This is a genomic window from Nocardia violaceofusca NBRC 14427, assembly GCF_963869435.1.
Lineage (GTDB): Bacteria > Actinomycetota > Actinomycetes > Mycobacteriales > Mycobacteriaceae > Nocardia > Nocardia aobensis.
On sequence record NZ_CAWMPM010000007.1, the window covers coordinates 51,839 to 78,648 of the forward strand.

General features: G+C 69.3%; 16 protein-coding genes. 10 read left to right on the forward strand and 6 right to left on the reverse strand.

Annotated features, from left to right (window positions below):
- Positions 1-186: 186 nt before the first annotated feature.
- The 4 genes from AC5592_RS07690 to AC5592_RS07705 form a co-directional block, all read right to left on the reverse strand.
- Complete coding sequence (locus AC5592_RS07690) at positions 187-2,217, reverse strand: hypothetical protein (protein ID WP_063063805.1); 2,031 nt, start codon at positions 2,215-2,217, stop codon at positions 187-189.
- Between the two features lie 194 nt (positions 2,218-2,411).
- Positions 2,412-3,170 (reverse strand): CPBP family intramembrane glutamic endopeptidase, encoded by a 759-nt coding sequence (locus AC5592_RS07695; RefSeq protein WP_063010400.1) that lies wholly within the window; start codon positions 3,168-3,170, stop codon positions 2,412-2,414.
- 104 nt (positions 3,171-3,274) lie between these two features.
- Positions 3,275-4,216 (reverse strand): RluA family pseudouridine synthase, encoded by a 942-nt coding sequence (locus AC5592_RS07700; protein ID WP_036498178.1) that lies wholly within the window; start codon positions 4,214-4,216, stop codon positions 3,275-3,277.
- Between the two features lie 36 nt (positions 4,217-4,252).
- Positions 4,253-4,831 (reverse strand): PadR family transcriptional regulator, encoded by a 579-nt coding sequence (locus AC5592_RS07705; RefSeq protein WP_036498180.1) that lies wholly within the window; start codon positions 4,829-4,831, stop codon positions 4,253-4,255.
- Positions 4,832-4,883: 52 nt separating this feature from the next.
- Between AC5592_RS07705 and AC5592_RS07710 the strand changes: the two genes are divergently transcribed.
- Complete coding sequence (locus AC5592_RS07710) at positions 4,884-5,471, forward strand: DUF8817 family protein (protein ID WP_063063806.1); 588 nt, start codon at positions 4,884-4,886, stop codon at positions 5,469-5,471.
- A 54-nt stretch (positions 5,472-5,525) separates the two neighbouring features.
- Here AC5592_RS07710 and AC5592_RS07715 read toward each other — a convergent pair whose 3' ends face one another.
- Positions 5,526-5,990, reverse strand: coding sequence for an MTB12 C-terminal domain-containing protein (locus AC5592_RS07715; RefSeq protein WP_063063807.1), 465 nt, complete (start codon positions 5,988-5,990; stop codon positions 5,526-5,528).
- A 216-nt stretch (positions 5,991-6,206) separates the two neighbouring features.
- Between AC5592_RS07715 and AC5592_RS07720 the strand changes: the two genes are divergently transcribed.
- The 8 genes from AC5592_RS07720 to AC5592_RS07755 all read left to right on the forward strand — a co-directional run bounded on the left by AC5592_RS07720 (position 6,207) and on the right by AC5592_RS07755 (position 22,449).
- Positions 6,207-7,496 (forward strand): SidA/IucD/PvdA family monooxygenase, encoded by a 1,290-nt coding sequence (locus AC5592_RS07720; protein ID WP_063063808.1) that lies wholly within the window; start codon positions 6,207-6,209, stop codon positions 7,494-7,496.
- A 56-nt stretch (positions 7,497-7,552) separates the two neighbouring features.
- Positions 7,553-8,494 carry a methionyl-tRNA formyltransferase gene (locus AC5592_RS07725; RefSeq protein WP_063063809.1) on the forward strand — a complete coding sequence of 314 codons (942 nt, stop codon included), beginning with the start codon at positions 7,553-7,555 and terminating at the stop codon, positions 8,492-8,494.
- Positions 8,491-11,622, forward strand: coding sequence for a non-ribosomal peptide synthetase (locus AC5592_RS07730; protein ID WP_063063810.1), 3,132 nt, complete (start codon positions 8,491-8,493; stop codon positions 11,620-11,622). Before AC5592_RS07725 ends, AC5592_RS07730 begins: the two co-directional genes overlap by 4 nt.
- Positions 11,623-11,688: 66 nt before the next feature.
- Positions 11,689-12,690, forward strand: a complete 1,002-nt coding sequence (locus AC5592_RS07735; protein ID WP_063063811.1) for an ABC transporter substrate-binding protein — start codon at positions 11,689-11,691, stop codon at positions 12,688-12,690.
- Positions 12,691-12,703: 13 nt separating this feature from the next.
- Positions 12,704-14,401, forward strand: coding sequence for a condensation domain-containing protein (locus AC5592_RS07740; protein WP_063920268.1), 1,698 nt, complete (start codon positions 12,704-12,706; stop codon positions 14,399-14,401).
- Positions 14,398-18,792 carry an AMP-binding protein gene (locus tag AC5592_RS07745; protein WP_232329251.1) on the forward strand — a complete coding sequence of 1,465 codons (4,395 nt, stop codon included), beginning with the start codon at positions 14,398-14,400 and terminating at the stop codon, positions 18,790-18,792. The genes AC5592_RS07740 and AC5592_RS07745 overlap by 4 nt, the downstream gene beginning before the upstream one ends.
- Positions 18,793-18,814: 22 nt before the next feature.
- Positions 18,815-20,722 carry an ABC transporter ATP-binding protein gene (locus AC5592_RS07750; RefSeq protein ID WP_084506458.1) on the forward strand — a complete coding sequence of 636 codons (1,908 nt, stop codon included), beginning with the start codon at positions 18,815-18,817 and terminating at the stop codon, positions 20,720-20,722.
- A complete protein-coding gene (locus AC5592_RS07755) occupies positions 20,719-22,449 on the forward strand; it encodes an ABC transporter ATP-binding protein (protein ID WP_063063812.1) in 1,731 nt (576 codons plus the stop codon). Before AC5592_RS07750 ends, AC5592_RS07755 begins: the two co-directional genes overlap by 4 nt.
- Positions 22,450-22,468: 19 nt before the next feature.
- On the opposite strand, the gene AC5592_RS07760 is transcribed toward AC5592_RS07755, so the two are convergent.
- Positions 22,469-23,167, reverse strand: coding sequence for a siderophore-interacting protein (locus AC5592_RS07760; protein ID WP_036498189.1), 699 nt, complete (start codon positions 23,165-23,167; stop codon positions 22,469-22,471).
- Between the two features lie 146 nt (positions 23,168-23,313).
- Here AC5592_RS07760 and AC5592_RS07765 point away from each other — a divergent pair, with 146 nt between their 5' ends.
- Positions 23,314-26,769 carry a non-ribosomal peptide synthetase gene (locus AC5592_RS07765; protein ID WP_063063813.1) on the forward strand — a complete coding sequence of 1,152 codons (3,456 nt, stop codon included), beginning with the start codon at positions 23,314-23,316 and terminating at the stop codon, positions 26,767-26,769.
- Positions 26,770-26,810 lie beyond the last annotated feature (41 nt).

Genomic DNA, 26,810 nt, shown 5'->3' on the forward strand with positions numbered 1-26,810 from the left:
TCCGTGGGCAGGAGCACCGTCCGTCGCGCAGCAAGGTCGCCGACGAATGCGCTCGCGGAAAGGTCTCGATCATCTGCTTCCTCGAGTCGGTCGTCGCACTCCATGATTACGACCGAGCCTGTGAGGTTCCTTATCGGGCCCTTCGAGGCGCCTGAACCGCCTGGTAGCGGCGTTGCGAATCGGCGCTCAGCCGCCGACCGCCACGGGCATGCTGATGCGGCGCGCCGCCTCCAGTATTCCCAGTATCCGGGAGCCCGGCAGGCCGATGGCGGCGCCGATCGCGGCGGGGGTCCACGATTCGTCGGTGAGGGTGAGGATTTCGGCGAGCTGGTCGACCGACAGCTTGGACAGGCCGCGGCGGCGGATTTCGTGTGCCACCGACCGGATGGCTACCTCGCCGGTCTCGTCCTCCGCCGAACCGACAGCTAAGGCATCGACAGCGACGGAATCCACAGCGACGGATTCGATATCGGCGAATTCGGCCTCGTCCGTGTCTTCGATGGGGGTGAGGTCGGCGGGTTCGTCCGTCGGCGTCGTGCGGTCGAGTTCGGCGGCGGCCGCAACGGGTCGCGGCGCTTCGGCGACCGGCTCGCCCAGGACCAACTGCACGGCGTCGTCCACCGCTCGCCGCGTGCGCGTCCTGCGCGGTTCGTCGGAGACGATCCGGAGCCCGGCACCGTGCGATCCCGACCGCTCATCGGTGCGCACGGGCTCCTCCGCCTCCGTGACTTCCGTTGGCGCCCCGGCATTTACCGACGGCTCGTCGGCCTTGCCGGTTGCCCCGTCGGCGGAGCCGTCTGTGATTGTCGCGTCGGCGGATTCATTGGTCGCTGTCGCGGCGGTAGGGGCGTCGGTCGCTGTCGCGTCGGTGACCACCTCGTCTGCGGCGTCTTCCGCGGTCGCGATGGCGGGTGCAGGGGACGGTGCGGCCGAATCCCGGGACGACGCCATCGCAGCGGAGTCGGTCGCGGGAGAGTCGACGGTCGGCGAATCCGCGGGAGTCGGCGCGCCCACTTCGCCGGATGCCGGAACCGGTGGTTCGAACAGCACCGGAACGGCCGGTGCGGTGCGCGCGGCGGACTGCGGCGGTGCGGACACCGGTTCGGACGCTGTCCGGGCCGCGTGCACCGTGGGCCGGCGACTTTCCACCGCGTCCGCGAGCAGCAGCGAGGCATCCCATCCCGCCACCGAAACAGGTTGCGGCACAGCCGTCGACGGGAGCTGTGGATAACTGGGGAATTCCGCGGTTCCGGCGGATTCGGGCAGCGGACGCGCCTCCGCCCATTCGGGAAGGTCGTCGGGCCGGTAGCTCGGGCGGTACCCGGTCGGCGGTAGGTCGGAGTCGATGTCCTCCATCGGGATGTCGTCGATGAGCTGGGCGTAGCGCGCGGAAACCCAGGCGTGCAACCAGATCACGACGCCCACCATGACGGGGGCGACGGCGGCCTCGGCGGCGCGTGCCGGTGCGCCCGCGACCAGATGTGGGCCGGCGTTGAGGGCGATGGTGACGCCGAGCAGCGCGGTTTCCAGGAATACGACCTTGCCGCGATCGATATCGCGGCCCCACCGGGCGGCGGTGGTGGCGACCACCATGATGGTGATGATCGGGATGGAGATCATCGCCTCGAAGCCGTAACTGAGCCAGTACAGCGGATCCGACATGTCGCCGCTGGGCACGAGATTGTGCTGGACGTTCACTCCCGCCCACACCATGCCGAGGACGACGACGCCGATCAGTGCGCGCGACGACCATTCGGCGCGGCGGAACAGTTGTGCCAGGCGCGCATCGGGATTCGACACCCGCATGCGCGCCGCGCGGGCCCGCCGGTGCCAGCGGGCGTCCGCGTCGTCGGCCCGGCGCAGAGCCAGGGCGACACGGCGATCGCGCTTCTCGGCCGACAGCTGGGCCGTCACCGCGCGCTTGCGTTGCCGGCGGCGCTGGGTGCGAATCCATTCGGCGAGATCGCGTTCGGCGGCGATCTCGCGATCGGACAGTTCGGCGAACAGCGCCGGGTCAGCCTGCAGGGGCAGCTTGCCCCGTGCGGTCGCCACCCGCCGGGCCAGCGCGTTGAGCTCCGCCTGCGGGGAGTGCTCGGTGGCGCCCCGCCGCCGGGCGTCCTTCGGCGTGGCCGGGGGCAGTGCGGCGTCGTGGGTCGGAGGATGCGCGGAGTCCGCCGGAGGGACGGCGGTCGTGGTGGTCGACTGCTCGTCGAGCATGGCGTGCCTTTCCCGGCAGCAACCGCGCTACCGAGGTCGATTACCCGAGTACTCGAACATATGTGTGATCGAAGTGAGAGAGTAATCGCCGACCATCGGCGCGGTCAACGCTTTCACCGAACATCAGTTCGGGCGAATATGCAAATGGGCTGTTCGGCCCGGCGATTGGCGAATTACGCTGCGACAGCGGAATTTCAGTGCACCGCGGTATGCCAGACAATGGCCGCCGCGAGCGCGCCCGCCCCGTTGAGCGACCAGTGCAGTGCGATCGGCGCGAGCAGGCTTCCGCTGCGCCGGCGCAACCAGGTGAAAATCACACCGGCGGCCGCGGTGGCCAGGACGGCCAGTGCGATTCCGGCGATCTGCCCGCCGACACCACCGCCGAGCAGTGTGCTCAAACCGCGGTTTCCGCTGGTCAAGCCGAGTGACGAGGCGATATGCCAGCAGCCGAAAAGCAGTGACCCGACGATGAATACACCGCGTGCGCCGGTCGCTCGATCCAGTGCGCCGTGCAGGACGCCGCGGAAGGCGAGTTCCTCCGGAATCACGGTCTGCAGCGGAATGACGATCATGGAGGCGATCAATGCCCCGGACAGGGTCGCATATCGATTGGCGAGAAAGAACGGCCGCGTAATCGGTAGCAGTGCGCCGATCACCACCGCGCCCACGACAATCGCGACCGCGCCGAGCGCATAGAGCGTTCCGCGTCGCCACTGCCGCGGCGAAAGCCCCAATTCCGCCCAGCCGAGCCCGCGTCGCCGCATCAACAGCACGAGAATCACCGCGGCCGCCGGAACGGTCGCGATATTCGCCCATTGCGAGGTGAAATGCGCGATGAGATTCGTACCGGCGAGCACCGCCACCACGACGGCGACGTCGAGGTAAGCGTGTAACCGGCGCCCCGCGTCGACCGGGGCCGAGGACTGCACAACCCCGTTATCGTTTCGAGACATCGCCGCCAGTCTACGTTCATCCGCGCGGGCGCGCCGTGTTCGGCGGGTCACGATCGACGCGTCGGACGCCGGTGTCGCGGCTCGCGGGCGAACGACCATTCGCGCTATCCGGTCGGTTCGCCGCTCCAGCCCGCGTAATCGGTCCATGCCCGCAGGGTGCGCGTGGTCTCGAATACCCGCTCGGCCCCGCTGATCGGGTCGGTGAAGGCGAGTCGCGCGGCCAGCAGTTGCAGCGGCCGGGTGAAATCGTCCACGGGGCGATCGGTGAGGTGGGGATAGAAGTCGTCGCCGAGGATCGGCACCCCGAGCCCGTTCATGTGCAGTCGCAGCTGATGGGTGCGGCCGGTGTGCGGGCTCAGCCGGTAGCGGCCGAGGCCGTCGCGGTGGTCGATCAGCTCGATCAGCGTTTCGGCGTTGGGTTCGCCCTCGACCTCGAAGGCGCGAAGGATCGTGCGCTCCTTGACGATACGGCTGCGCACCGTGCGGGGCAGAGCCAGTTCGGGATCGTAGGGCGCGATCGCCTCGTACTGTTTGTGCACCCGGCGCTTGTGGAACAGGGTCTGATACGCCCCGCGCCGCGCCGGATCGACCACGAACAGGATCAGTCCGGCCGTGGTCCGGTCCAGCCGGTGCGCCGGCACCAGATCCGGGAGGTCCAGGTCGCGCCGCAACCGGACGAGTGCGGTCTCGAGGATGTGCTGTCCGCGCGGAATCGTGGACAGGAAGTGTGGTTTGTCGACCACCAGCAGATGGTCGTCGCGATGCACCACGGTGACGTCGAAGGGCACCGGTGTCTCGTTCGGCAGATCGCGGTGGAACCACACCGCGCCCCCGGGGACATAGGGCGCGTCCGGCTCGATCGGACCGTCGAGGTCGACGATGTCACCGCCGGCGAGCATCTCGTCGATGCGCGCGGCGGGGACCCGGGGGAGCCGATGGACCAGATGGTCGCGAATCGTCGCCCAGGTTCCGTCTTCGGGTAACCGCAGCCGCGCCGGATCGAGTCCGTGGCGCTTGGGCAGCGGCGGCTGTTGCCGGCGTCGCACGTAACGACCCTAACGACAGCGCCGCGGTGCCCCGGATCAGAGGTCGTGGTCCCGTGCCGCCGGTCGGTCGTCTGCCATTCGATAGCGGCCGGCCTCGAGCCGTTCCAGCACGCCGGCCGTCCACTGCGACAGGTTGTCGAATGTGCCGCTCCACAGCTCGAGCAGGTCGGCGGAATGCGGAGCTTCGTACCGAGGCGGGTAGTCGGCCTTCATGGCGAGTAGTTCGTCTCGCACCTGCGCACTGCGTTCGCGTTGCTGTCGCAGCAGACCGATGACATGCGATCGCGGCAGGGTGTCCATGAACGCGATACCGGCACCGAGTTCCTCCATATCGATGCTGACCAGCGCCGCGTCCAGGAGGGTGCGGAACTCGGCGTCACCGGCCTCGGTCATTTCGAAGAGGGTGCGGCCGGGCCCGGTGCTGCTGGCCTCGGTTCCGCTCGCCTGCAGTTTGCCCTCGTGGGTGAGCTGTTTGAGGGCGTGGTAGATCGAGCCGGGCTTCACATTCGTCCACGTGTCGGCGCGCCAGGACAGCAATTCGCGCCGAACCGCGTAGCCGTACGTCGGCTGCCGCAACCGGATCACGCCGAGGACGAGTAATCGCACTGTGGACACGAATGGATGATAGCCTCCACTAGTCAAATTTGAATACCGGGAGGGATGTGGGATGCCCGAGAGTGCGGTGCCGTTGTTGTGGAGCCGTAAGTCCGAGCTGTCCGAAGTGCTCGACTTCTACCGCGGCCTCGGTTTCGAGGTCACCTATGAGCAGACTCGCCCCTACGTGTACGGCGCGGTCACGCGCAGCGGGTACGAACTGCACTTCGTCGCCCGGCCCGACGGCGTCGACGCGGAACTCAGCTGTTTGATTTTCGTCGACGACGTCGGCGCCTGTCACGGCGAATTCTCTGCCGCGCTGCGCGCGCGGCTCGGCAAGGTGCCGGCCAAGGGGATACCGCGAATCACGCGGTTCAAGCCCGGGCAGACCCGCTTCACGATGGTGGATCCCGCGGGCAATCACGTGCTGGTGATCCAACGGGACGAGCCGCGCGAGCTGGAGTACGGCGGGTCCGCGGAGCTCGAAGGTCTCGCCCGGGTGCTCGACAATGTGCGCATACTGCGTGATTTCAAGAACGACGACGCGGCGGCGCTGCGAGTGCTGGAAGTCGGCCTGCGCAGATACGGACCGACCGCGACGCCGGAGGATCTGGAGCGTGCGCGGCGGGAGCGGGCGGAGCTGTCGGGCGAGTTGCCCTAGCGTCCGCGATGGCGGTCCCGGGCACGACGGCGGCGCCCGGGACCGCTGCGTGCACTAGACGGTGCAGGGCAGGTTCGCGTAATAGGCGATCGTGCACTCGGATTCGCGGGTCAGCTTCCAGGTGCCGTCGATGTCCTTCCACTTCAGCTCGATGTACATGGCATCGAAGCCGGGGACGTTGATCTGCAGGCTGTGGGTGAGGGTGTCGCCCTGCACAGTCACCGGAGCGACGGCCTGCCACTGGAATCCGGGCACCGAGGCCATCACGCCGCCGACCTGGTCGACCAGGCTCAGACCGGCCTCGCCGGCCTCCAGCTCGTTGGCGCGAGCGGACCGTGAACCGTTCGGGTCGAGCACCAACTGCAGCTTGCTCTGCAGCTCGCCGACGCCCGGAGCGGCGGCGTGCACAGGGGCGGCGATCGGCGCGGCGACGGCCGGGGTCACGGAGGCGACGCCGCCGGCGAAGACCACGGCGGCCAGCGAAAACGCCGCAACGGCACGGGATTTGATCTTGATCATGGTCGTATCCGATCAGTTGGGGGACAGGAGTGCCGTGCCTCGCAATCGTTCCGCGAGGGCTGGCACCACCTAGCAATATAAGGTAAGCCTATGCAAAGGTAGGTAATACTCAGTCGACTTCGGGTGGATCCGCTCTTCCCGATATGTCGGATCTGCGCAGCTGAACGCCCCGGCGACCGGCTGGGTGGTGGCTGGAATCACAGAACGGGAGTACCAGTGAAGACGCTTCTCGTGGTCGGAGCCGGGCCGAAAGCGATGGCAGTGGCGGCGAAGGCTCGGGTGCTGCGGGACCTGGGGTTACCCGCTCCGCGCGTGGTCGTGGTGGAACCGCATGCGGTGGGCGGCAATTGGCTGCCCAGCGGCGGATGGACCGACGGCCAGCACCGGCTCGGCACCAGCCCCGAAAAGGACATCGGCTTCCCGTATCACTCCACCTGGGCGCGCGGCCACAACCGCGCGATCGACCGGGCGATGATCGCCTACAGCTGGACGTCGTTCCTGGTCGAGAACGGCACCTATGCCGAATGGGTCGACCGGGGCCGGCCCAGTCCGCACCACCACGTCTGGGCCAACTATCTGCAGTGGGTCGCCCGCAAGGCCGAGGTCGAGATGGTGCTGGGCGCGGTGCGCCGGATTCGACCGGCCGCCGACGGCTGGCTGGTCGCGGTAGCCGACAGCTCCGGCGTGGAGACCGAAATCGACTGCGACGGGCTGATGATCACCGGCCCCGGCGACAGCCGGCGCGCGCTGGCCGAACATCCGAAGGTGCTGAGCATCGCGGACTTCTGGGATCTCGCCGGTAAGCGCCGGCTGCCGGTCTCCTCGCGGGCGGCGGTGATCGGCGGCGGCGAGACCGCGGGGTCGGCGGTGGACGAACTGGTCCGCCACGACGTTCTCACCGTATCGGTGATCTCGCCCGCGGCCACCATCTACACCCGCGGCGAAAGCTATTTCGAGAATGCGCTGTTCAGCGATCCGGCGAAGTGGCGGGCGCTGAGCCTGCAGGAGCGCCGCGACGTCATCCGCCGCACCGATCGCGGGGTGTTCTCGGTGCGGGTGCAGGAGAACGTGCTGGGGGACAATCGCGTTCATCATCTCCAGGGACGCGTGGTGCGGGTGGCCGAACGCGGCGAGGGGGTGGCGCTCACCTTGCGCAACGAATTGCGCCCCGATCAGATGCACGCCTTCGATCTGGTGGTCGACGCGACCGGTGGCCAGCCGCTGTGGTTCCTGGATCTGTTCGATGCCGATGCCTCGGATCTGGTGGAGCTCGCCGTGGGCGGTCCGATCACCCATGCCCGGCTGGAGGCGGCCATCGGCCACGATCTGGCGGTGTCCGGCCTCGACGCCAAGCTCTACCTGCCGAATCTCGCGGGGATGGCGCAGGGGCCAGGCTTCCCCAATCTCAGCTGCCTGGGCGAACTTTCGGATCGGGTGCTGGGTGAGGTGCCGGTTCGCCGGGCCACCGCGGTGGCCCGGATCGGAGCCGGGCAGCGCCCGGAATGATCACCCGGCAAACTGTAGGCTAGGCTACCCTTAGTTCGAGGGAAGAGGTTCGGTTCATGCGTATCGTGTCGTTCGGTTATCAGACCTGGGGTCGTAAAACGCTGCAGGCCCTGATCGATTCGGAACACGAGGTGGTACTCGCGGTCACTCACCCCGCGAGTGAACACGCCTACAAGGGCATCTGGTCCGATTCGGTCGAGGAACTGGCGCGCGAACACCGCATTCCGGTCCACCTGACCGAGCGCGCCGATGCGGAGACCATCGATCTGGTCAAACGCGCCGAACCCGACATCATCGTGGTCAACAGCTGGTACACCTGGATGCCGCCGGAGCTGTATCTGATGCCGCCGCACGGCACGCTGAATCTGCACGATTCGCTGCTGCCGAAGTTCACCGGATTCTCGCCCGTGCTGTGGGCGCTGATCAGCGGCGAATCCGAATTCGGCCTGACCGTGCACCGGATGGACGAACAGCTCGACACCGGCGACATCCTCGTGCAGCGCTCGCTGCCGATCGGCCCGACCGCCACCGGAACCGAACTCGTCCTCGCCGGAATGGAATTGATTCCGGGCGCGCTCCAGGAGGCACTGAGCGCGATCGAATCCGGCACCGCGGTCTGGCGGCCGCAGGACAAGACCGAGCGCACCTATTTCCACAAGCGGTCCGAGCGCGACAGCCGCATCGACTGGCATTGGGACGCGGTGGATCTCGAGCGTTTCGTGCGCGCGCTGTCCGAGCCGTATCCGCGGTCGTTCTCCTACTATCGCGGCGAGAAGGTGGAGATCACCGCCGCCACCCTGTCGCAGGCCCGCTACGGCGGAACCCCCGGCCGCGTCGTCGTGCAGGAGGGTGGTGGCGTGGTGATCTGCGGGCCGGACGCACATCGCGGCGGCAATCTCGGCCTGGTCGTCACCCGGGTACGCACCGCCGACGGCGCCGAGCACGACGGTGCCGAATTCTTCGCTCGCGGTGGTTATCTCACCGACGCCCCGCGATGACCGCGCTGTCGGCGCAGCAGCCGGCGGGGCAGCTGTCGGCGGGGCAGCGCCGGATCTGGTTCCTGCAGAACCGCGATCCGGAGGACACCACACTCAACTGCTGTGCGGTCCACCGGCTCGAGGGGGCGGTGGACGCCTCCCGGCTGCGGGACGCGATCACCGAAACCGTTGCGCGGCACCAGGTTCTGCGCACGCTGTACACCCTCGACGAGGACGACGAGCCGCGGGCGGTGGTGCGTACGGACGCGACGCCGTCCTGGCAGGAGGTCGATCTGCGCGATCTCGCCGCCGCCAGTCGGGAGCGCCGAGCCGAGGTGCTGATCCGCCGCGAGGCGGGGCGCCCCTTCGATCCGTCGTCCGAGACACCCTTGCGCTGCCTGCTGATTCGCACGGGCGAGCGGCGGTATGTCCTCACCCTCGTGGTGCACACGATCGCGTGGGACGACGACTCCTGGCAGATCTTCCTCGACGAGGTCGGTCAGCGCTACGACGCGGTGGCGACCGCGCAGGCGTCCCGCGAAGACCGCGGAATGCGCAGCCGACGCGACCGCGCACCCGTCCCGGTGCCCGAGGCCGATCGCACGTATTGGCGAAACGCGTTGTCACCCTTGCCACAACCGCTGGAACTGCCCGGCCGCGTCGTCGCGACCGTGCCCTCGCTGCGCACCGGCCACGTCCGCGCCGGGCTCCCGGCCGACGTGGCCGCGCGGATAGCGGAGTTCGCGCACCGGCAGGGCACCACACCGTTCGTCGTACTTCTCACCGCCTTCGACGCGCTGATCCACCGCTACACCGCCGCAACCGATTTCCTCGTCTGCGTACCGGCCACCGTGCGGCACGCCGAGGACACCGGTATCGGCTACTTCGGCAATACGCTGCTCCTGCGTACGACGGTCGACCCGGCGGACAGCTTCCTCGACTGCCTGCGCGCGGTGAACGACCGCGCCGCAGCGGCTTTCGAGCACCGCGGCACGCCGATCGACCAGGTCGTGGCCGACCTCAACCCCGAGCGAGGCAGTGGTCGCGACGGCCTGGAGCAGCTGGCCCGCATCGAATTCGGCGTCCGCCGTACCGTGACGCTCTCTCTCGCCGGCATCGCGACCGCGGCCATCGATGTCGGCAGCCCGACGACGCGGATGCCGCTGTCGCTCACCGTGTTCACCGCCGGCGACGTACCCGAGCGCATCGACATCGCCTATCAGGCAGACGAATTCGACGCCCGCATCGTCGAACAGTTCCTCACCCACTATGTGCGGGTGCTCGCGGTGGCGATCGCCGAACCCGAGCGTCGCGTCGGCGAGCTGGATATCTTCGGAGCCCGCGACCGCGAGGGAATTCTGGAGCAGTCGCACGGCGAACTCGTCGCCGTCGCTCCCACCACGCTGGTCGATCTGTTCGAGCGGCAGGTGGCGGCGAATCCCGAGGCGGTCGCACTCGTCGACGCCCGCGACGGAGATCGCGAACTGAGCTACGACCACCTCGACCGGCGCGCGAATCGCCTGGCGCATCACCTGATTCGGCAGGGAATCGGCACCGACGACGTGGTGGCGCTGCGGCTGAATACCTCGGTGGAGTTCGTGGTCGCCGTCGTCGCGGTGTTGAAGGCCGGCGCGGCCTATCTGCCGATCGATCCGGCCTATCCGGCGGATCGGGTGGAATTCCTGCTCGCCGATGCGCGGCCGGCGCTGGTTCTGGATGCCGGTGATCTGGGCGCCGCCGAAGCGGCCGCCCGCACATCGCCGCAGCACGATCCGCGCGACAGCGACCGAGTACGCCCGCTGCGGCCCGGCAATCTCGCCTACGTCATCTACACCTCCGGCTCCACCGGAACGCCGAAGGGGGTCGCCGTCTCCCACGCCGCGATCGCCGAACACGTCGTGGGATTCTGTGCGCAGTGGGGTGTGGGTGCGCAGGATCGGCTGCTGCAATCCTCGTCGATCGGTTTCGACGCCTCGCTGCTCGACATCTTCGTGACGCTCACCCTCGGCGCCGGCCTGGTGATTCCTGAGGTGGACGCCTTCGACGACATACCCCATGTGGCGGAACTGATTTCGCGCTGCGGCGTGACCGTGCTGCATATGGTGCCGTCCATGCTCAGCACCCTGCTGATGCTGCCGGAGGTGAGCCAGTGGCGCGCGCTGCGCCATGTGCCGGTCGGCGGTGAGGCGCTCTACGGTGAGGTGGCCGACCGGTTCGCCGGCATCTTCGAGGCCGAACTCCGCAACCATTACGGGCCCACCGAGGCGGTCGTCTCGGCCACCCACCTCACCGTGGAGGGCCCGCAGGGAACCGGGATCGTGCCCATCGGCCGCCCCAACCGCAATGTCCATCTCTATCTGCTGGACGAGCGGCTGCAACTGGTGCCGACCGGCGTGGTGGGCGAAATCTACCTCGGGGGAGCGCAATTGGCGCGCGGCTATCTCGGGCGGGCCGCCGCCACGGCCGAACGTTTCGTGGCCGACCCGTTCGCGCCCGGGCAGCGGCTCTATCGCACCGGAGATCTGGCGCGCCGCAACGGCCACGGTGAGCTCGAATTCCTGGGCCGCGCCGACGAACAGGTCAAGGTGCGCGGCTACCGCATCGAACTCGCCGAGGTGCAGGCCGCCGTCGCCGCTCATCCGGACGTCGCGCACTGCGTGGCCGCCGCGGTGGCCGACGAGACGCTCGGCACGGTACTCGCCGCCTACCTCGTGCCCGTGCGCCGCGAGAACGCCGGCGCCGCAGTGGATGTGGAGGCGGTGCGCGCACACGCCGCGGCGGTCCTGCCGCCGTACATGGTTCCGGGCGCCTTCGCGATCATCGACGAGATTCCGCTGACCGAACACGGAAAACTCGACCGCCGCGCCCTGCCGCCGCCACAGCGGTCGCCGGTGGAGTTGTATCGGGAGCCCAATACCGCGGTGGAGACGCGGATCGCGGAGTTGTTCGGGCGGATGTTCGGCCGTGAGCGGATCGGCGCCGAGGATTCGTTCTTCGAACTCGGTGGTCATTCCCTGCTGGCGGTGCGGCTGCTGGCCTGGATCCGAGCCGAATTCGGCGTGCGGATCGGTGTGCGCGCACTGTTCGACACTCCGACCGTGGCCGGATTGGCGGCCCGGGTCGAGGCATCGACGACAGTGTTAGCTTAGCCTAAGCTACGATTTCGAGAGGCCGGGATCGCGAGTCGCCCGGAGCGAAGTACAAGGAGCTGTGCAATGAACCCAGGTCGAACATCCGCGCGCCGCGGCATGCGCGCACGCGGCGCGGTGCTGCGAACCACGATGCTGGCGCTGATCCTGGGTCTGGTGACGGCCGTGGCCGCCTGTGGATCCGGTTCAAACGACGCCGATTCCGGTGGGGCCGTGACGATCGAGCACAGCATGGGCACCACCACCGTCGACGGCACGCCCAAGCGTGTGGTGACCCTCGGCCCGGCCTGGCTGGACGCGGCCGTCTCGCTCGGAGTCACCCCGGTCGGCTATCTGGTGCCCGGCGCCGGGGCCGGGATGACCGTGCCATGGCTGCCGCCGTCGCTGCCGCAACAGTCCAAGGCCCTGAACATGGGCGGCGATGTCGTCGAGCAGATCGCGGCGCTCGAGCCCGATCTCATCGTGGCGCCGGGTTACATGATGGACAAGGCCATGTACGACAAGCTGTCCAAGCTGGCCCCGACCATCGGGCCGCTGTCCTCGGCGCAGATCGACCCGTGGGAGGACCAGGTTCAGGCCCTCGGCAAGGCATTGCACAAGCAGGACCAGGCCGAGAAGGTGGTCGCCGATGTGCACGGCAGGATCGACGCGGTCGCCGCGAAACATCCGGGCCTGAAGGGCAAGACCTTCCTCACCTGCATGCTCACCACCCCCACCCAGCTGATGGTGCTGGCGGATCCGAAAGACGGTTCCGCGCAGGTGTTCACGCGGCTGGGGATGACGATGCCGGCGAAGCTGGTCGCCGAGGCCCCCTCGGGCGGACGGCTGGCGCTCTCGCCGGAACGGCTCGGCGATCTCACCTCCGATCTGCTGGTGTGCGGCGCGGCGCCGGGCCTGCAGGAGAAGTTCACCCAGCTGCCCGGCTACGCGGATCTGCCGTCGGTGCGCCAGGGCGGCATCTCGTTCGTCGACATGATCACGATCAACGCCATCAACCAGCCGACCGCACTGTCGGTGCCGTATCTGCTCGACAAGCTCGAACCGACATTCGCGACCGTCGGCAAGTAAGGACTGATTACCTATGTCTGATTCGCCCGTGCCGATTACGACCGCGCCGGCCACGTCTGCTCCGAAAACCGCTGCGGCCGGGGCGGAGTCGCGAACGGGCGGGCGGGGCATCCCGTTGTCCCCGGCCCAGCAGGCCGCCCTGCTGCCGGAACGACTACGCGGCGTCGCGGCGACGAATCTCTTTCTCGCCCTGGAGATCACCGGTGACCTCGGTCCGGCCGATCTGGACCGGGCCGCGGTCGCTGCGGTGAGCCGGCACGACATCCTGCGCACGGTCTTTCCCGATGATCGCCGGATTCCCTACCAGCGTGTCATCGACGCGCCCGACACGGTGGTCGAGACGGTCGAGACCGCCTCCGCGGACCTCGACGCCGCGCTGCGCTCCGACGCCGCGCACCGCATCGATCCGGTGCGCGAGCTGCCGATCCGGATCAGACTGCACCGCACGCCCGATCGAGACATCCTGTCCCTCACCGCTCATCCGGTGGCCGCCGACGATCGCAGTCTCGAACTGCTGGTCGCGGAACTGGTCGAGGGGACGGTCGCCGAGCCCGTGACGCAGTACCGGGGCTACGCGATGGCACAGATGAAGTCGCTGGTCGGCGATGCCGCCGCCGATCCCCACCTCGGATACTGGCTGGATCGGCTGGCCGATCTGCCGGAGCGGGCGACCGTGGCGGTGGCCGCTGACTCCGGTGCGAAATCGGGACCGGCCGCCGCGACGCGCACCCTGCGGATCCCGGCGGCTGCCTTCGGCGACCACGACGTCGAACTGGCGGTGGTCGCCGCGCTGGCCGCGGTGCTGGGCGCGGCGGGTCTCGGGGATGACGTGCCGATCGGCATCGCCGACGCGGGACGCACCGGCGCACAGCAGGATTCGGCGCTCGGCGCCTACGCCAACCATCTGGTGCTGCGCGTCGACACCGCCGCGGCGGCCACCCCACGAGCACTGCTGGCGCAGGTCGCGGAGCTCGCGGTGCCCGCCCGCGCCCATGCCGCGGCCCGGATCGAGCGGATCACGCATCAGCTGCGCGGCGCCGCCGCCGTCGCCGCCGGTGCGCCCTTCCAGGCCCTGGTCATCAACCGAACCGAGGTGACCGGCGCGAATGCGCGCGAGATCGCCCGGCGGGTGGCGCGGCCGCACGGCGTGGATGTCGTCGCCGATGTCGTCACCGGAGCCGAGGAGGTGGTGGTGACCCTCGAATTCCCGGCGGCATTCGCCGGGAGTGCCGAATTCGACGCGATCGCAGGCGGAATCGAGCGATGGCTGCTGAATTGTGCTGCGGCCTCGGAGAATCCGCTGCACGATGTGGAGCTTCCGGTGGTGTTCGAACGGAACGCGGCGTATTCCGGTGGCACCGGCCTCGGTGGAGAGCCCGGTACCGATGCCGAACGGTTGATCGCCGACACCATTCGCGAGGTGCTCGAACTGGACGCGGACGACGAGGTCGGCCGCGCCGACACCTTCTTCTCCCTGGGCGGTGACAGCATCGCCGCGCTGCGCATGGTCACCCTGCTCGGTGAGCGAGGCTATGCGCTGGACGTGCAGAAGGTGTTCGAATTCCCGGCTGTGCACGAAATGGCCGCACAGCTGACCGAGGCCGAGGCGGCCCCGGCCGCCGAACAGACCGCCCCCGTCGCGCCGATGAGCGCTTCCGGTCTGGATCCGGCCGCCCTGGCCGCACTCGGCAAGAAGTTCGCCGCACGGTGAGCGAGGTGGAGATTCTCGACGTCGTCGCGCTGTCGCCACTGCAACGCGGGCTGTATTCGGTCAGTTCGATGGCGCAGGGCATCGACCCCTATCTCGTCACCTTCGCGGTGCGCGTGGAGAATCTGGCCGATCCGGCGGCACTGCGCGCGGCCTTCGACGGCGTCCTGCGGCGCTATCCGCATCTGGGCGCGGCGGTACTGGCCGAGGATGTGCCGCATCCGGTGCTGGTCATCACCTCGGAAGGCCGGATCGGCTGGCGCGAGGTGGATCTGCGCTCGGCCCCCGACCCCGAGGCGGCGGCGCGGGAGCTCTACTGGCAGGAAGCGCGCCGGCGGCTCGACCTGGACCGCGGCCCGCTGTTCCGGGTCGTCGCGGCGCGGGTCGGCGAGCGCGAGTACGAAGTGGTGTGCACCGCGCACCATATCGTCGTCGACGGCTGGTCGATTCCGCTGCTGTTCTCCGATCTGATCGCCCTGCACCGTGGGGAGGGCGCGGCGCTGCCCCCCGCTCCGCCGTTGCGGGGACACGCGGCCTGGCTGGCGAGCCGCGACACCGAGGCCTCGGCGCGGGCGTGGGCCGCGGCACTGGCGGATCTGGCGCCGATGCCGATGCTCGGGCCGCCGGCTCCGGCGGATCTCGACCTGCCCGTCGTGGGCGAGGCGCGCGTGGACGCGGCGGGCACCGACCTGCTCCTCACCTGGGCACGGAGCAACGGCCTCACGCTGAACACCGTGCTCCAAATGGCCTGGGCGCGTATTCTTTCCGGGCTGACCGGCCGCGACGACGTGGTCTTCGGCCAGACCACCTCGGGTCGCGACGCCTCGCTGCCGAATGCGGAGCGCCTGGTCGGCGCGCTGGTCACCACCATTCCGGTGCGGGTGCGGATGGACGAACGCGCGCCCGCCCAGGTCGGCGCCGAACTGCAGCGCTCGGTGGCGCAGTTGCGGGCGCACGAATATCTGGGCATCGCGGAGATCACCCGCCACGCCGGCGCCGGGCAGTTGTTCGACAGCCTGCTCGTCTTCGAGAACTCACCGGTCGGCGCGGTCGCACCGCGAATGCCGATGGGCGGCGGCGCCACCATGACCGCCCGCCGCGTCGATTCACCGAGCCACTATCCGATCGCCGTCGTGCCGGTACTGGAACACGGCGAGCTGATCTGCCGCGTCGAAACCCGCCCCGACCTGCTCACCACCTTCGACCCCGACCGAATGGCCCGCCGGTTGCTCGCCGTCGCCACCCGGATCGTCAGCGCGCGGCAGTGTAGTGCGGTCGACGTGCTGCTCGACGACGAGCCCGCCGCGTTGACAGCCGGTTGTGCGAGTGGCGCAACGGTTTCCGAGGTTTCCACCGCACCTGCCAGGACGGTTCCGGAGGTGTTGCTCGACGCCGCCGCTGCGGCCGCCGATCGGATCGCGGTCGTCGACGCGGCGGGCGAGCACAGCTTCACCGAATTCGGTTCGGCGGTACGCACATTGGCCGCCGAGCTGGGTGCGGCGGGGATCGGTTCCGGTGACGCGGTGGCGGTCATGCTGCCCCGCGACCGCCGGGTCCTGCACGCCCCCTTCGCCGTCGGTCTGGCCGGTGCCACCTGCGTGCACGTCGATCCGGCCACACCGGCGGACCGCGTGGCCTATCTGCTGAGCACCAGCGGTGCACGCATCGTGCTCGCCGACGCGGACCGCGCCGACGTCCTGGCCGAGGTCCGCGGCCAGGGCGTGGACTGCCGCCACGGCATCACCGACGGCGACGGCCGCCTCCGGTTCCCGGTCGCCGATGTGGTCGATCCCGCGGCAAACGCTGTGGCGCAACGGTATTCGGACGCACCGTGCTACGTGGTGTTCACCTCGGGCACGACCGGCAGGCCCAAGGGCGTCGCGGTATCGCATCGCGCGCTGCTCAACCACTGGGGCAATCACGAGCGGCGGATCTTCGCGCCGATCGCCGCCGCCACCGGGCGCACGCTGCGCATCGGGCACGGCTGGTCCACCGGATTCGATGCCGCGTGGCAGCCCACGGTCGCCCTGCTGAGCGGCCATACCGTGGTCCTGCTGGGTGACGAGGTGCGCACCGATGCCGAGCGCATCGTCGGCGCCATCGGCGAATTCGGGATCGACATCTTCGACACGTCGCCCTCCATGCTGAACCGGCTGATCGCCGCCGGACTGTTCCGCACCGATCCCGCGTCCGGCGCCGAGCGCTGTCCGCTGGCCGTGCTCGCGCTCGGCGGCGAGGCGATCAGCCCGGACACCTGGCGGCGCCTGCAGGGCTTGGCGACCACCCGGGTCATCAACTTCTACGGCCCGACCGAGGCGACCGTCGAGGCGCTGATGGCCGATGTGCACGACCATGCCGCGCCCACCATCGGCCGTCCGTTCGACGCGATGACCGCCGAAGTGCTCGATCACCGGTTGCGACCGGTGCCGGCTGGCGGGCAGGGCGAGCTCTACCTTTCCGGGCCGCAACTCGCGCTCGGCTATCTGGGGCGGCCCGCCACCACCGCGGCCGCCTTCGTCGCGGGCGAGGACGGCGAAAGGCGGTATCGCACCGGTGATCTCGTGCGCCGAGCCGACGACGGGACCGTCGTCTACGAGGGGCGCGTCGACCGGCAGGTGAAGATCAACGGGTACCGCGTCGAACCTGACGAGGTCAGTGTGGTGTTGCGGGAACTCGACGGCGTCCGCCACGCGGCGGCACTGGCCTTCACCGAGAACGGACGGACCCGGCTGGGCGCGCTGGTGGTCGGTGACGGCACCGTCGCACGGCTGCGTTCCGATCTGGCCCGGCGGCTGCCGCAGTTCCTGGTCCCCACCCGCATCGTGTTCGTCGACGAGATTCCGTTGAACCGCAACGACAAACTCGATGTGCACGTCGCGACCGAACTGCTGGCCCGCCCGGACGGCACCGGCGCCCGCGCCGAACCGCGCACCGAGACCGAACGCACCCTGCTGGCGCTGATCGAGGCGATGGGCGCAGGGGCGCGGATCGGCATCCTGGACAGCCTGGTGGACCTGGGGATCGACAGTATCGGCGTGATCGATCTGGTGTCGCGGCTGCGCGGCGCCGGCTATCGCGTCTCGGCGCGAGAAGTGCTGGCGGCGGCCGATCTTCGCGATCTCGCCGAGCGTCTGGACGAACCATCCGAAGACGCCCAGGCCGATGCCGAGGTGACACCGGCGGGAACCGTACTACCGCTCACCGCCCTTGCGCACGAGATCCTCGGCTACGGCGACTATCGCTTCCTCGCCCAAACCCAGGTGATCTCGCTCGATCCGGAGATCACGCCCGAGGCGATCGTGCGACGGCTCGAGGACTTGGCCACCGCCCATCCCACCCTCCGGTCTCGCCTGGAGTTCGGTGACGACGGGCGGCCGGTCCTGATCGCGCAGGACCGCTCGAGCGCGGCCGCATCGTTCGCCGTCGCGGCGCCGGACGAAAGCCGGAGTGCGGCAGATCATCTGGCGGCGACCGTGCAACGGCTGGATCCGGACGCCGGCCGGATGGTGGCCGCGACCTTGTTGCCCGGCGACCGGCCGCGACTGGTGCTGTCGATCCACCATCTGGCGGTGGACGTGGTGTCCTGGCTGATTCTCGTGGACGATCTGCGCCGACTCGAACAGGGCGATGGCGCGGTGAACGAGACCGGGGCCGAACGGGTTTCGGATTCCGGCCCCGACGGCGCCCGGTCCGGCATTTCGCCGACGCTGGGCACACCGCTCGGCGGCCGCTACACCGATCCGCGCAGCGATCGGGCCGGTAAGGCCATCCGGCGAATCGTCGAACTGGGCCCCGACGACACCGAGGCGCTGCTCACCCGGTGCGCGGACACCGATGTGCCCCTGGACGATCTGTTGCTGGCCGCGTGCGCGCGACTGGTCGCCGACACCGCCGACGCCACCGGTCGCATCGCGGTGACCCGCGAATCGCACGGCCGCGACCCCGGAGACGAGACCCGCCGCGTCGGCTGGTTCACCGTCGAGGAGACGGCATTGGTGCCGGCGGCCGAACTCGAGACCTGGACGCCGGCGACCGGCCGGGCACCGGTCCACGATCGAACCCCGCACGCGCGCGGGCAGATTCGCCTCAACCACCTGGGCCGCTTCGACGTGCTGCAGTTCGGCAGCGGCCCGTGGACGCCGGTGCCGTTGCCGGAACTCACCACCGAATTCGGTGCGGCCGGACATCCGGATCTGCCGCTGCGCTTCACCATCGACCTCAACACCGCGGTGGTGTCGAAGGAGGCGCGTCCGGTTCTGGTCGCGCACATCGACGTGAACTCGGCGGTCCTGGACGAGGCCGAGGCCGATGCGCGAGCCGAGCGCTGGCGCACCATACTGTGTGATTTCGCCGCCGGAATGTCCGAATTCGGTGCACAGCGACAGGCAGGGTGACAGCTATGGGAGGGAAGGACTGATGACGGTTCAGACCGTGGATCCGGCCGAGCCGGAGGCGGCGCGGCAGGTGCCGCCGAGCACGCCCGACGCACCGCTGGAACCCGACCGGGTCGCGCTGAAACAGCAGCGCCGCGCCGACGGCCTGGCCCGCAAACAGGTGCTCGCGCCGGTGAACGGCGCGCTCTCGCTGGCGAGTCTGGTCGTCGTGGTCTCCTCGATCTGCGCGGTGGTGCCGTTCATCCTGATCGTCGAGGCCTGCCGGGAACTGCTGTCCGCGCCGATCGACAAGGATCGGGTGTGGACGCTGGTGATCGCCGCGGTCGTGGTGCTGGTGCTGCGCGGACTGCTGCAGGCCGCGGCGCTGGTCTGGACCCACATGGTCGACGCGAAATTCCAGCTCACCCTGCGACAACTGCTGGCGGCCAAGCTGGCCCGGGTGCCGCTGGGGTGGTTCACCGACCGCAGCTCCGGCGAGGTGAAGAAGTTCCTGCAGGACGATGTCGAGGCCCTGCACTATCTGGTCGCACACGCGCGGTTGGAATTCGTCGGTGCGGTGACGGTGCAACTGGTGGCGCTGATCTACCTGTTCACCGTCGACTGGCGGCTGACGCTGATCCTGCTGGTGCCGCTGGTGCTCTACACCCGCGGCCTGGCGGCCATGATGGGTAAGGCGCATCAGGAGCGCTTCGCCGTCTTCGACGCCAACGAACGCGCCATCGAACAGTCCATCATCGAATTCGTCGACGGCATCCAGGTGGTGCGGGCGTTCGGCCGGGCCCGCAAGGCGCACAGCACCTTCCAGCGCGCGGTCGACAACACCGCCGAGAGCCTGCTGGCGTGGAAGACGCCGATGACCAAACTGCAGTCGGCCGCAGAGATCCTGCTGACCCCGGCGCTGCTCATGCTGGTCGTGGTGGTGGCCGGCGTGGGCTTCGCCGACCTGGGCTGGACCGATCCGGTCGACATCCTGCCGTTCCTGCTGCTCGGCATCGGCCTGGGCAGTGCGCTGCTGGGCATCGGCTTCGGCGGACAGGCGCTGCGCGAGGGCGGTGCCGCGGCGTTGCGCCTGCACCAGTTGCAGCAGACACCCGAACTCGAGGTGCGGGCCGACGGCGACGAGGCCGCCGATGCGGACGCGGACGGTGACGCTGCCGCCACGGGACTCGCGGTCCGGTTCGAACAGGTGAGTTTCGGCTATCGCGCCGACCGCACCGTCCTGCGCGAGCTCGACTTCGAACTCGCGCCCGGGACCATCACCGCCCTGGTCGGCCCGAGCGGTTCCGGCAAGTCGACCCTGGCCCGGCTGCTGCCGCGCTTCTACGACGTGACCGCGGGCCGGATCACGATCGGCGGCAAGGATGTTCGGCAGTACTCGACCGCCGAGCTCTACCGCACCGTGGGCTTCGTCCTGCAGGACGTGCGGATGATTCGCGGCACGATCCGCGACAACATCGCGCTCGCCCGGCCCGACGCGGATGCGGCCGCTGTCGAGCGAGCCGCACGCGCGGCCCAGATCCACGATCGGATTCTGGAACTGCCGCGCGGCTACGACTCCGAAATCGGTGCCGACGCGGTGCTGTCCGGTGGTGAGGCGCAACGCCTGTCGATCGCCCGCACCCTGCTGGCCGATACCCCGGTGCTGGTGCTGGACGAGGCCACGGCCTTCGCCGACCCGGAATCCGAGGCCGCGGTGCAGGACGCGCTCGCCGTCCTGGTCGCCGGGCGCACGGTACTGGTGATCGCGCATCGGCTGCACACCATCACGGGCGTCGACCGAATTCTGGTGCTGGACAACGGCGAACTCGCCGAAACGGGTGACCACGCGACGCTGTCGGTGGCCGGCGGGCTCTATCAGCGTCTCTGGGAACAGAATCAAGCGTCGGTGGTCGTGCTGGGCGTTTCCGACTCCGAAGGAGAACTGCGGTGATCAGGAAGATCTTCGCCCTCATTCCGCCGGAACTGCGCCGCTACGTGCCGCGCCATCTGGCCCTCATCGGCGCGGGCGCGCTGGGCCAGATCGCGGCCTATCTGCTGCTGATTCCGGTGCTGCAGGCGCTGTTCGACGGTGATTTCGGACGCGCCTGGCGCTGGACCGCCTGGCTGGCGCTCGCGGTGGTCGTCGCCTCGGTCTGTTCGTATCAGCAGTTGCTGGTGGGTCTGCGGATCGGCGTGGGCATGCTGCGCGGCGTGCAGACGCGGCTGGGCGACCACCTGAGCACGCTGCCGCTGGGCTGGTTCGCCACCGCCGACGCCGGATCCCTCTCCCGCATGGTGGTCGGCGGCGTGCGCGAAATCCTCAGCGTCGTCAACTATCTGCTCGCACCGGTACTGACCGCGGTCCTGGTTCCGGTGGGCGTCGCGATCGGGGTCGCCTTCATCGACTGGCGGATCGCGCTGGTCATGCTGGTCAGCCTGCCGGTGCTGCTGCTGGTCAGCAGCTGGGCCAACAACAGTTACACCCGGGCCGACCGCAGGCTCGATGCCGCTGCGGCAGAAGCCAATTCGCGGGTCGTGGAGTTCGCGCAGGCGCAGCCGGTACTGCGGGCCTTCGGTGCGGTGGGCGCGGGCAACCGGGCACTCACCCGGGCACTGCGCGACCAGGAGGCAGCGTCCAAGCGCATGATCGTGGCCAGTGTGCCGGGGCTGATGGTGTTCGCACTGTGCGTGCAGATCGTCTTCCTGATCGTGGTGTCGGTGGTGGTGGCCCGCGGGACCGGCGGCGACCTCTCCATTCCGGCCACGATCGCGTTGATCGCGGTGACCTCCCGGTTCATCGAACCGATCAACCGCGCCGCGCAGCTGAGCACCGCGATCCGCAGCGCCGGCGACGCCGCCGACCGGATCACGGCCTTCCTCGCCGAGCACGATCTGGCCGAGGCCACCGAACCGGTGACCCCCGGTGCGCCCGAGATCGTCTTCGACAATGTCGAATTCGGCTACCGTCCGGGTGAAAAGGTCGTCGACGGTGTGTCTTTCACCGTGCCGAGCGGCACCACCACGGCGATCGTGGGCCCCTCCGGCGGCGGTAAGACCACGCTGCTCAAACTGGCCTCCCGGTTCTACGACGTCGAATCCGGCAGCATCACCGTCGGCGGCCACGATGTGCGCCGGCAGCCCTCGGAAACCCTGTTGCGCCAGGTGTCGCTGGTCTTCCAGGACGTCTACCTGTTCGACGAGACCATCTCCGACAACATCCGCATCGGAAATCCGGACGCCACTGCCGAGCAGGTGCGCCGGGCCGCGGAGATCGCCCGGGTGGACGAGATCGTCGGCCAACTGCCCGACGGCTGGGATTCGGCGGTGGGCGAGGGCGGCGCGGCGCTGTCCGGTGGTGAGCGCCAACGGGTCTCGATCGCCCGCGCGCTGCTCAAGGACGCACCGATCGTGCTGCTCGACGAGGCGACCAGCGCGCTCGACCCGCACAGCGAGGCGGCGGTGGTGCGCGGCATCCACGAACTGACGCGGGACAAAACCGTCGTCGTGGTGGCGCATCGCCTCGACACCATCGCCCATGCCGATCAGATTCTGTTCGTGGAGGCGGGCCGGATCGTCGAACGGGGCACGCACGCCGAACTTCTCGAACTCGGCGGCCGCTATGCCGGGTTCTGGTCGGAGCGGTCCCGCGCGACCGGCTGGCATCTGGTGTCGGCCTGAGGTTTTCGCACCGGACGGGTCACCGCCAGTAGCCGCGGGTGGCGATATTGTGTTTCGGCAGTTTGGCTTTCAGCGATTTGGTGATCGCGCGCGTGGTGGCGGCATCGCAGGCGGCCCAGCCGAACGCGTCAGGGGAGCAGGTCACCGAGTCGGCCGCCTGCCGCAGCAACTGGCCGTAGTTCACCCGCTGCACCCACGTCACCTCGGTTTTCGGTCCGGTGCGCACCGGCAGCGACTGTTCGGACTCTTCCTGCCATTCCAGCCACACCCGGGCCGGCGTCTCACCGATCGCATCCAGCAGCGAATTGATCGCCGGCAGCGAGGCGCTGTCGCCGAAGATCAGGAATTCCGACGGAACCGGTTCGGGCACCGCGAATTTCGAGCCCATGACGGTGGCGTCGATCTCGTCGCCGACCGCGGCGCGCGCGGCCCACTGCGAGGCCGGACCGCCGTGCAGTGCGAATTCGATATCGAATGCGTCGTTGCCGGGATCGGGGTCGACGAGGGTGTATCCGCGCTGTTGCAGAGTGCCGCTCTCATCGGGGAACCAGATGCGGATCCACTGCGTGGGGTGCACGGGATGGTCGGCCAGCAGGCCGCCACCGGTGAAGCCGAGCCGCAGGTACTTGTCGCCGATCTGCCGCACCGAGGTGACGGTCAGCCGGTAGTCGTCCGCGCGCAGCGCCTTGAGGATGACGCCGTTGATGCCTTTGCCCATGAGGCTAGGGTAGCTGGGTTAGGTTAGCCAAACCACATCCCTACGGCAGTCGGGGTCGGGTGGGCTACTATGCTTGGAGGTTAGGCAAGCCTAGCCTTTGAAGTAGGTGGTGAGGCCCGATTTCCGGCCGGTGAGGAGTTTGTCTGATGCTCGGCAAGGCTGACGTTCGTGACATCGTGGCGGCGGAGCTGGGGATCCGACCCGAGGCGATCGGATACGACGACGATCTGGTCGGTCTGGGCATGCATTCGATGAAGCTGATGCGCCTCGCCGGTCGCTGGCGCAAACAGGGCCACGAGGTCCGCAGTTCCGAACTCGCGCTCGCGCCCACGATCTCCGCCTGGGCCGAATTGCTCGGCGCCACTCCCGAACCCGCGCCCGCCGCCACCCCTGCCTCGCCCGAAGCCGGTGCCACATTCGCCGACGGCGAGGAATTTCCGCTCGCCACCATGCAGCACGCCTACTGGGTGGGCCGCCGCCAGGATCAGCGGCTCGGCGGCGTCGCCGCCCATCTCTACGTCGAATTCGACGGCCGCGGCCTGGATGCCGAGCGCATGGGCCGGGCGGTCGAACGCCTGGTCCGGCGCCATCCCCAGTTGCGCGTGCAGTTCACCGATGCCGGCACGCAGCGCGTGCTGCCCGAGCCGCTGCTCCCGGTGTTCCGGGTGGAGGATCTGCGCGCGGCCGCCGATCCGGACACGGAACTGGAACGCCTGCGCCAGGCCAAGAGTCATCAGCGGATGGATGTCGAGGCCGGCCAGGTCGTCGACATCACCCTCACCCTGCTGCCCGACGACGCCCACCGCGTGCACGTCGACGTGGACATGCTCGCCGGAGATGCGTTGAGCTACCGGAGAATTCTCGACGATCTGGCCTCGCTCTACGACAGCGACGCCGATCCGGCCGATACCGTCGGCTACACCTTCCGCGAATATCTCGACGCCAGAGCGCGCCAGATGCCGGACAATTCGGCGGCCCAGGCCTGGTGGGAGCAGCGACTCGCCGACCTGCCCGATATCCCGTCGTTGCCGGTCCTGGCCGAGGACGAGCGCGCCGACCCGAGCCGCAGCATCCGGCTGCACCACTGGTTCGAACCCGAGGCCAAGGCCGGATTCGACAAGCTCGCCCACAGCCACGGTGTCACTCCGGCGGTGGCGTTGGCCACGGTGTTCGCCGAGGCCATCGCGCGCTGGTCCGCGCGGCAGCACTTCCTGCTGAACGTCCCGCTGTTCGACCGGGAGCCGTTGCACGACGACATCGATCGTGTGGTCGGCGACTTCACCAATTCGGTCCTGGTCGACGTCGACGCCCGCGCGCCGGAATCGATGGTCGCCCGCGCCAAGCGCCTGCAACGCGAATTGCACACCTGCGCTGTGCATTCGGTGTACGAGGGCCTGGATGTGCTGCGTGATCTCGGCCGCCTGCGCGGCGCTCCGGTGACGCCGTCGGTGGTCTTCACCTCGGGCCTGGACCTGGGTGAGCTCTTCTCCGACCGGGTCACCGCGCTGTTCGGCGAGCCGGTGTGGATTCTGTCGCAGGGCCCGCAGGTCGATCTCGACGCGCAGGTCGCCGAACTGGGCGGCGGTCTGCTGGTCAACTGGGATGTGCGCCGCGACGCCATGCCCGCGGGTGTGGTCGCGGCGATGTTCGCCGAATTCCGCCGCCTGCTGCTGGCTCTCGCCGAGCCGGGTGCGGACTGGAACGCACCGCTGTCGATCGAGCTGCCGGCACAGCAGCGTGCGGTGCGCGAGCGGGTGAACGACACCTTCACCGACTGGCAGGCCCGCACGCTGCACGGTGAGTTTTTCTGCCGGGCCCGGCGCAAGCCGGAGGCCGAGGCCCTGCGCTGGCGCGGCGGTGCCTGCGACTACGGTGATCTGGCCGATCAGGCGCTCGCGGTGGCCGCCGCGCTCACCGATGCCGGCGTGCGGCCGGGCGATACCGTCGCGGTGGTGATTTCCAAGGGCCACCGGCAGATTCCGGCCGTCCTCGGTGTGCTGGCCGCGGGTGCGGCCTATGTGCCGATCGGCACCGGTCAGCCGCCGGCGCGACGCGACCGCATTCTGGCACGCGCGGGCGCCCGGGTCGCGCTCACCGATGCGGCCCTCGAGCTCCCGGCCGGCGTCACCGCCGTCGAATTGACCACCGCGCTGGCCGGCCGTCGCCTCGAGCGCGCCTACGCCAGTGATCCGGACGCCGTCGCCTACGTGCTGTTCACGTCCGGCTCCACCGGTGAGCCCAAGGGGGTGGAGGTCAGCCATCGCGCCGCCGCCAACACCATCGACGCCCTCGCCGCCTCCTTCGGCCTGGATGCGAGCGCTCGGCTGCTGGGCCTGTCGTCGCTGGAATTCGATCTGTCGGTCTTCGACATCTTCGCTCCGCTCGCTCTGGGCGGTGTGCTGGTGTGCGTGGACGCCGAGATCGAGCGGGACGCCCAGGCGTGGGCCCGGCTGATCGCCGAAGACGAAGTGAGCGTGCTCAATTGCGCGCCGGGCTTGATCGGGATGCTGCTGGACGCCGCCGACGCGGCGGCATTGCGCACACTCCGGGTGGTCGTCACCGGCGGCGACCGGGTCGACGCCGAACTCGCGCATCGCCTGCGCGCCTCGGTGCCCGGCCTGCGTTTCGCCGGACTCGGCGGAGCCACCGAGGCCGCGATCCACTCGACCGTCTGCGAAGTGACCGACGACTTCCCGGCCGACCGTGCCACCGTGCCCTACGGCACGCCGCTGGCGAATGTGGCGATGCGGGTGGTGAACGAGCGCGGCGAGGACTGCCCCGATTGGGTCGTCGGCGAATTGTGGATCGGCGGAACCAGTGTGGCCGACGGCTACCGCGGCGACCCGGAACGCACCGCGCAGCGCTTCGTCGAATACGGCGGCCTGCGCTGGTACCGCACCGGCGACCTGGCCCGCTATCTGCCCGACGGCACCGTCGACTTCCTCGGTCGCGCCGACCATCAGGTCAAGATCCGCGGCTACCGCGTGGAACTCGGCGAGGTCGAAACCGCGCTGACCACACTGCCGTCCGTCCAGCAGGCCGTCGCCCTGGTGACCGATTCCGGCCGGTTGGCCGCCGCGGTGCGGGCCGGCGGTGTCACCACCGACGAGTTGCGGGCAGCGCTGCGGGATCTGCTTCCCGCCCACATGATCCCGGACCTGATCGAGATCGTGACCGAGATCCCGCTGACTCCCAACGGGAAACTGGACCGGGCCGCGATCCGGCGGCTGGTCGAGGCGGGCGCCCCCGATGCCGGCGCGTCCGCGGTGCCGCCCGCGAACGAGATCGAGGCGGCGCTGGCCTATATCGCGGCGCAGATCCTCGGTGTCGAGACGGTCGGTGTGGAAACCGATTTCTTCGAGATCGGCGGCAACTCGATCCTGGCCACCACGCTCACCGCCAAGGTGCGCGGACTGCTGGCGGTCGAGAAATTCGGAGTCACCGCGGTGTTCGGCGGACGGACCGTGCGCCGCATCGCCGCGCAGCTGCAGGCAGACGAGACCACCCCGGGGCGGTTGGCGCAGGTGTCGCGAATTCTGCTGGAACTGGCCGAAGTGCCTGTGCCCCACACTGATTCGGCTCTGGCCCCATCGGGGAACTGACCGCAGCGCCGGGCCCCGAGTTTTCGTTGTAGACAGATTGG